This window comes from Streptomyces calidiresistens (assembly GCF_014141525.1).
GTDB classification, from domain to species: domain Bacteria; phylum Actinomycetota; class Actinomycetes; order Streptomycetales; family Streptomycetaceae; genus Streptomyces; species Streptomyces calidiresistens.
In genome coordinates this window covers 1-983 of record NZ_VKHS01001288.1, presented here as the reverse complement: position 1 = coordinate 983, position 983 = coordinate 1, and the positions used below count along the sequence as shown (strand labels likewise).

The window sequence follows — 983 nt, the reverse complement described above, 5'->3', positions numbered from 1 at the left end:
AGCCGCCCCCGACCGCCGGGCCCCGCCCCAGGCATGAACGCCCGCTTCTCCTGGTGCTCCTGGTCCTGGCGTCCATCGGATGGGGAGCGCTGCTGTGCCAACTCCTGCACACCTGACCCGAGGAGGATGAGGCCACGTGTCCCGGGACCTGAACTGGCGCCGCGGTCGCTCCGGTCGTCCACTCGCCCGAGCCAAGGCCCGACTCCGCAGGGAGGGCGCAAACGTCTGCTGGCGGTGCGGAGGCGGGATCGACCTGGACCTGCCCCCCAACCACCCGATGGCGTGGACTCTGGACCACAAGGTGCCTCTGTCCCGGGGAGGCGACGCGCTCGACCCGGCCAACCACGCAGAGGCACACCGCCGGTGCAACTCCGCGGCCGGGAACCGGGTCACCGCACCGCCGCAACCCACCTCCCGCCGGTGGTGAAAGGGGGGCCGGTTCGACAAGGCCCCCCACCGACACAACCAGGGGGTCTCCCATGCACGGGGCCCCACACCAACGCCCCCCCCTCATGTCGTGAGCCCCCTTCATACATGAGCACCCCTCACCGCCCCAGAACGACGAACTCTGCGCACCCCCGGAGCCGAAGCGTGGGGATACCCGACAGCGGGGGCGCCCGGCAGGAAGGGGGCCCCTTCACCGAGGGCCCCCTTCCTGCCGGGGGCGGGGTTCCTCCGAGGCCCGGTGGATACCCTCCCGAGCCCTCTCCCCGCCCGCCTCGCTCCAGCTCTCCGCCGCCCGTTCTGCCCGCTGCCGCTCCGACGGGCGGGGCTCCTCGACGAGCCGGGGGCCCGCAGGACACCCCACCTCACCCACTCCCGCCAGACGCCGCCGCAACCATGCCGCTCCCCGTCGTGACACCGCTCCGCGTGCCGCTCCAGCGCCGTCCGGACAGCCGCCCACCGGCCCCGGCCGGGAGCACCGGGAGGCAGGGGGACCCTCCGGACCCCCGGGGGGAGGGGGCCCCCGAGCAGCCCACCGG

1 protein-coding gene is annotated in these 983 nt (G+C 74.7%); it reads left to right on the top strand.

Going from position 1 to position 983, the window contains the following annotated elements:
- The first annotated feature begins 136 nt into the window (after positions 1-136).
- Entirely contained in the window at positions 137-427 is a 291-nt protein-coding gene (locus FOE67_RS26920) for an HNH endonuclease (RefSeq protein ID WP_323385593.1), read from the top strand.
- Positions 428-983 lie beyond the last annotated feature (556 nt).